6 protein-coding genes are annotated in these 5395 nt (G+C 69.3%); 4 read left to right on the top strand and 2 right to left on the bottom strand.

The window, feature by feature from the left end:
* Positions 1 to 69: 69 nt before the first annotated feature.
* Positions 70 to 786, bottom strand: a complete 717-nt coding sequence (locus tag ASE31_RS23110; RefSeq protein WP_057204157.1) for a GntR family transcriptional regulator — start codon at positions 784 to 786, stop codon at positions 70 to 72.
* Positions 787 to 820: 34 nt separating this feature from the next.
* Here ASE31_RS23110 and ASE31_RS23105 point away from each other — a divergent pair, with 34 nt between their 5' ends.
* Together ASE31_RS23105 and ASE31_RS23100 are read left to right on the top strand one after the other, a co-directional pair.
* Positions 821 to 1402, top strand: a complete 582-nt coding sequence (locus ASE31_RS23105) for an NADPH-dependent FMN reductase (protein ID WP_082604321.1) — start codon at positions 821 to 823, stop codon at positions 1400 to 1402.
* A complete protein-coding gene (locus ASE31_RS23100; protein WP_057204156.1) occupies positions 1399 to 1815 on the top strand; it encodes a nuclear transport factor 2 family protein in 417 nt (138 codons plus the stop codon). The genes ASE31_RS23105 and ASE31_RS23100 overlap by 4 nt, the downstream gene beginning before the upstream one ends.
* 26 nt (positions 1816 to 1841) lie before the next feature.
* On the opposite strand, the gene ASE31_RS23095 is transcribed toward ASE31_RS23100, so the two are convergent.
* Positions 1842 to 3098 (bottom strand): alpha-hydroxy acid oxidase, encoded by a 1257-nt coding sequence (locus ASE31_RS23095; protein WP_057204155.1) that lies wholly within the window; start codon positions 3096 to 3098, stop codon positions 1842 to 1844.
* Positions 3099 to 3207: 109 nt separating this feature from the next.
* Between ASE31_RS23095 and ASE31_RS23090 the strand changes: the two genes are divergently transcribed.
* Positions 3208 to 4107 (top strand): LysR family transcriptional regulator, encoded by a 900-nt coding sequence (locus ASE31_RS23090; protein WP_057204154.1) that lies wholly within the window; start codon positions 3208 to 3210, stop codon positions 4105 to 4107.
* 67 nt (positions 4108 to 4174) lie between these two features.
* Positions 4175 to 5191: a phosphotransferase enzyme family protein gene (locus ASE31_RS23085; protein ID WP_057204153.1), complete on the top strand. Its 1017-nt coding sequence runs from the start codon at positions 4175 to 4177 to the stop codon at positions 5189 to 5191.
* The last annotated feature ends 204 nt before the right edge of the window (positions 5192 to 5395 follow it).

Genomic DNA, 5395 nt, shown 5'->3' with positions numbered 1-5395 from the left:
GCGTCGCAGGCAGTACGAGTAGTACGACAAGACGCAGCAACGACGCCAGAAGAGTTTTGTTAGCCGCTCTCAGCCCAGCTGCTGCTCGACCTGGGCCAGCACGGTCATCACATTGCGCTGGGTACTGAGGATGTGCTCTTCGAGCAGCGCACAGGCCGTGTCCGCATCTCGGCGCAGGGTGGCATCCATGAGCTTGCGGTGCTCGTTGGACTTGTGCTTAAAGCTCTTGCGAAAACGCGCGGAATAGCGCCGATACCGCTCTGCCTGGTCGAACAGGCTGGCACTCATCGCGCGCAGTCGCTCCGACGGGCTGGCGGAAATCAGCGCCATGTGAAAGGCGGTGTGCAGGTCGGTCCAGCCTTCGTCCAGAATGGCGGGGCCATTGCCCAGGCGGCCCTCTACCTTTTCAAGCCGGTGGAAGGCGCCCACCACAGATGCCTCCCACGCATCGTCGCCATGGGCGATGGATTCGCGCAACGCCTGCACGTCCAGCATCACGCGCATGCGGGTGATGTCGGCTAGGTCTTCTGCCGAAATGGCCGCCACGCGAAAACCGCGCCGCTCGTCGGAACGTATCAGCCCCTCCTGGGCCAGGCGGCTCAGGGCTTCGCGCAGGGGGCTGCTGGAGAAACCGTAGGCCGTCTGCAGCTCGTCGAGCTTGAGCTTGGCACCGGCGGCGTAGGTACCGCTGAGCACATCGTGGCGCAGTTGTGCAAACGCCTGGTCAACCAGGGGCGGTGTGCGCGTAGGCGTTTCTTTTTTGTACATGTTTTGCATTTTATGCATAAACTCAAGCCATTGAAAGAAGGAGCAAACCCCAGTGACCACTGACCCGAAAGCCGCCCCCATCCGCCTCGTTGCCATATCGGGCAGCATCCGCCGCGCATCGCACTGCACGGCCGTGCTGCGCAGCCTCACCCCGCTGCTGCCGCCCACGGCCACGCTGGAGCTGTTCCCCCTGGACGACGTGCCCATGTACAACGCCGACCTCGATGGCGACAGCCCACCCGCGGCCGTGGCGCAGCTCAAGGCCGCCATTGCGGGCGCGGACGGCCTGGTGATCTGCTCGCCCGAGTACAACTACGGCATCCCCGGCGTGCTCAAGAACGCCATCGACTGGGCATCGCGCCCGGGCTTCGCCTCGCCGCTCAAGGGCAAGCCGGTGCTGGTCATGACCGCATCGCCCGGCACGGCCGGCGGCGTGCGCGCCCAGGCCGAGATCCGCGACGCCCTGGCCGCCACGCTGGCCCGGCCCCTGGTGCGCCAGCACATCGCCATTGCAGGCGTGGCCAGCCGCATCCAGGACGGCCGCCTCGTGGACGAACCAACCCTGGGCTTCATCCAGGCCGGCCTGGTGGAGCTGCTTGGCGAGATCCGCTGGCTGGCCCAACGCCCCACATGACATCCGAAAACCACCTCCCCGCCTCCACAGCTACCGAAGCCTTGCTGCTGGACTTGGAGGCCCAGCGCTGCGACGCCATGAAGCGCGCCGACTTTGCGCGGCTGCGCGAGATCCTGCACCCCGGCCTCACCCACGTGCATGCCAAGGGGCAGACGGACGACTACGACAGCTATTTCCGCTCCGGCGGCACGCATGTCGAGTACCAGCAGATCGACCGCTCCGAGCTCAAGGTACAGGTGCTGGGCACCAGCGCCGTGATGACCGGCAGGCAACTGCTGGTGGCGGTGCGCAAGGACGGCACCGGCACCGTGCGCATCGACTCGCGCGTGCTGCAGGTGTGGACGCAGGAGGATGGCGGCGCCTGGCGGCAGATCGCTTTCCAGACCACGCCGCTGGAGATGAGCATCGCCTGACCATCACCCCGGTGGTCAGCACAGGTTCAGCCGGCAGGGCTGGCCCAGTCTGCCAACGGCCAGGGCGCCCGCCGGTCCATCAGGTGCTGCGGGCCCAGTTCGCAGCATGCGCTTACACCCAGCATGGCCAGGTTGCGGTCCAGCTCGGCGCGCAGCAGGCCGATGGCAGCGGCCACGCCGGCCTCGCCATCCACGGCGGCGGCGTAGTTGAACGGGCGGCCCACGAACACGGCCTGCGCGCCCAGTGCCAGGGCCTTGGCCACGTCGGTGCCGCGGCGAATGCCGCCGTCGAGCATCACCACCATGGCACTGCCGGCCTGCTCGGCAATGGCGGGCAGCACGCGCAGCGGGGCCACCGCACCATCGAGCTGGCGGCCACCATGGTTGCTGACGATGATGCCGTCCACCCCGTGCTGGCGCGCCAGCGCTGCATCGGCCGGGCTGAGGATGCCCTTGACCACCAGGGCGCCGCGCCACTGGCTGCGGATGCGGGCGATGTGGCTCCAGTCGAAGTGGTCGCGCCCGGAAAAGTCACGCTGCACGCGCGACGAGAGGATGGGCGCACCCCGCTCGGCGAACGAGTTCTCGAAATGCGGCATGCCATGGCGCGCCAGCGTGCGCAGCAAGGTGCCCGACAGCCAGCGCGGGCGCACCAGCCCATCCCACGCCAGGCGCAGGCCGGGGCGCAGCGGGGTGGAAAAGCCCGCGCGCAGATTGTTCTCGCGGTTGCCCGCCACGGGGATGTCCACCGTGACCACCAGGGTCTGCACCCCGGCTGCGGCCACGCGCTGCAGCAGCGCATCGATGCGCTCGGGCTTGCCGGGCAGGTAGGCCTGGAACCAGGTGCCGGGGGCGGCCGCTATCACCTCCTCCAGCCGGATCAGCGAGCTGCCGCTTTGCACTGCCGGAATGCCCGCCGCCGCTGCAGCCCGCGCCAGCACCACATCACCCCGATAGGCAGACAGCGCCGCGATGCCCATGGGCGCGATGCCGAAGGGGCTGGCGTAGCGGGTGCCGAACAGCGTGACACCCTGCTCGCGCTGCGCCACGTTGCACAGCACGCGCGGCACCAGCGCCAGTTCGTCAAAGGCCTGCCGGTTGTCGGCCAGGGCGCGGTTGTCCTCGGCCGCGCCGGCGATGTAGCCAAAGATCGGGCGCGGCAGCACGCGGCGGGCTGCGGCCTCGAAATCACCGAGCGAGAGCAGGTCGCGCGTGCGCCCGCTGCGGCGCGTGCCGTCGAAGGCTTGCCAGGGGTTGATGGCGGGGGCGGCAGAAGTGGACATCGCTGGAGTTCCATGGAAATGAGGACTGAAAGACAGTGTCCTGGATTAGCATTCCGCAAGAAAGCGAATTTAGAAGAATCACTTTGTTCGCCATATAGAAACAAAATCCATGACGCTCAAGCAACTCGAAGCCTTCTACTGGGCCGCCACCTGCAGCAGCTTTGCCCTGGCCGCAGAGCGCGTGCACCTGTCGGTTTCGTCCCTGTCCAAGCGCATCGCCGAACTGGAGGCATCGCTGGGGCAATCGCTGTTCGACCGCGCCGGCCACCGCGCCGCGCTGACCGAGGCCGGCACGCGCCTGGTGCCCCTGGCCGGAGCCCTGCTGCAGCAGGCCGACCTGGTGCACCAGGCCATGGGCGGCACCACCGGCCTTCGTGGCCCCTGCCGCCTGGGCGTGGGCGAGCTCACCGCCCTGACCTGGCTGCCGCGCCTGGTGGCCGCCATCGGCAGCGCCCACCCCGACCTGGAAGTCAGCGTACACGTGGACGTGGGCGCCGCCCTGGCCGAGCGGCTGGACAAGGGCGAGCTCGACGTGGCGGTGATCGCCGGGCCAGCCAGCCGCAGCGCCCTCACCTCCGTGCCCATCGCGCAGGCCGCCTTCACCTGGTGCGCCAGCCCTGGGGTGGCTGCCGGGCTGGCAGCCATGGATGCCGATGCCCTGCAGGCCCACGCCCTGGTCAGCCTGCCCCAGGGATCGGGCGTTACCCAGCTCATCGATGACTGGCTGCGCCAGGCCGGCGCGCAACCCGCACGCCGCCTGTTCTGCAACCACTGGGGCGCCATCGCCGGCCTGCTGGCGCACAGCGGCGGCATCGGCCTTCTGCCCCAGGGCTGGGCGCAGGCGCTGTGCGGGCGCGGCGTGCTGCAGGAGCTGCCCAGCCCCGTACCCCTGGGGCTGCTGGACTACGCGCTGCACCACCGGCGCGATGACCTGCGGCCGCTGGTGGCGGCGCTGCGCGACATCGCGGAGCGCGAAGCGGACTTCACGGCGGCGGGGAGTGTGTTCTGAGCGCCCCGCACGGCGCCACAAGTTCAGGCAGAATCCTCGGCCCTCCACGCACCCAGGCCCTGCCCCCATGACCGTTTTTCCATCCATCGACATCGCCCAGACCACCCCCACCGGCGGTGCCATCGCGCGCATGGTGATGGCGCACTACGCGCTGGGCGACGTGGCCCACTGCGTGCTGATGCGGCGCGGCTTCAACCAGGTGTACGAGCTGCGCTTTGCCGATGGCCGGCAGGCCGTGGCGCGGCTGTGCGCCGACCGCCCGCGCGGCGCGCCCAATACCGCCTACGAAACGGCGATGCTCTGGCACCTGAAGGCCGCAGGCGCCCCTGTGGCGGCGCCGCTGGCCGCGCGCGATGGTGCCGCCAGCATCGACCTGCCGCTGCCCGAGGGACCGCGCCCGCTGGTGCTGTTCGAGCACCTCCCGGGCGAATGGCCGGGCGAGTCCGTGCCGGACACCGAGGCCACGGGCCGGGGCCTGGCCCTGCTGCATGACCTGGCGCAGGGCTACGCGGGCCCGCCCAGCCTGTACCAGCTCGATCTGCCCGACCTGCTGCGCGCGCCGCTGCAGCAACTGTGTGCGGCACCCGCGATGGACGATGGCCTGCGCGCCGACTACAGCGCTCTGGCCGGGCGCCTGGACGCGCGCATCACCGCCCTGCGGCCCACGCTCACGCGTGTAGCCTGCCATGGCGACTGCCACGGGGCCAACAACTTCATGACCGACGGGCCGGACGGCACGCGCGTGGCCTCGTTCTTCGACTTCGACGACACCGGCCCTGGGCTGCTGGCCTATGAGCTGTGCGTGTACCTGTGGAACAACCTGCCGCGCAAGGTGGACGGTGTGCTCGACGAGGCAGGGCTCACGCGCTGGCGCCACTACCTGGCAGGCTACCGCAGCGTGCGCCCGCTGGCCCAGGCAGACGTCGATGCGATTGCCGCCTTCCTGGCCGTGCGGCAGTTCTGGATCATGGGCGAGACGGCCGGGCGCTATGCCACCTGGGGCACGCAGACGATGCCGACGAGCCAGTTGCGTAGCGTGCTCAAGGTGATGGAGTACTGGGAGTCGTTCAAGACGCCGGAGTGAGCTGCAACGGTGTATGGGCTCGTCAATCGAGCGGTGCGCCCGCATCCGTCACTGCCTGCCACCCGCTTCGTCACTTCGCTTGCGGGACGTTGTGACACGGTGGTGGTGGTGGTGGTGGTGATGGTTGCTGCTTGCCTTGGTTGAGGGCGGAGGCCGGGGTGTGCGCCCGGCGGCGCAGTAACTTTCTCTTGCGTCGCCAAGAGG

It is taken from the genome of Acidovorax sp. Root217 (assembly GCF_001428645.1).
Classification (GTDB): domain Bacteria; phylum Pseudomonadota; class Gammaproteobacteria; order Burkholderiales; family Burkholderiaceae_C; genus Acidovorax.
Note: the sequence above shows the minus strand (reverse complement) of the source record. Positions and strands in the feature narration are given on the sequence as shown.

Bases quoted from the DNA above. Each gene is read 5' to 3' on its own strand.
- ASE31_RS23110 (WP_057204157.1), bottom strand. From the start codon at position 786: ATGCATAAAATGCAAAACATGTACAAAAAAGAAACGCCTACGCGCACA.
- ASE31_RS23100 (WP_057204156.1), top strand. From the start codon at position 1,399: ATGACATCCGAAAACCACCTCCCCGCCTCCACAGCTACCGAAGCCTTG.
- ASE31_RS23095 (WP_057204155.1), bottom strand. From the start codon at position 3,098: ATGTCCACTTCTGCCGCCCCCGCCATCAACCCCTGGCAAGCCTTCGAC.
- ASE31_RS23090 (WP_057204154.1), top strand. From the start codon at position 3,208: ATGACGCTCAAGCAACTCGAAGCCTTCTACTGGGCCGCCACCTGCAGC.
- ASE31_RS23085 (WP_057204153.1), top strand. From the start codon at position 4,175: ATGACCGTTTTTCCATCCATCGACATCGCCCAGACCACCCCCACCGGC.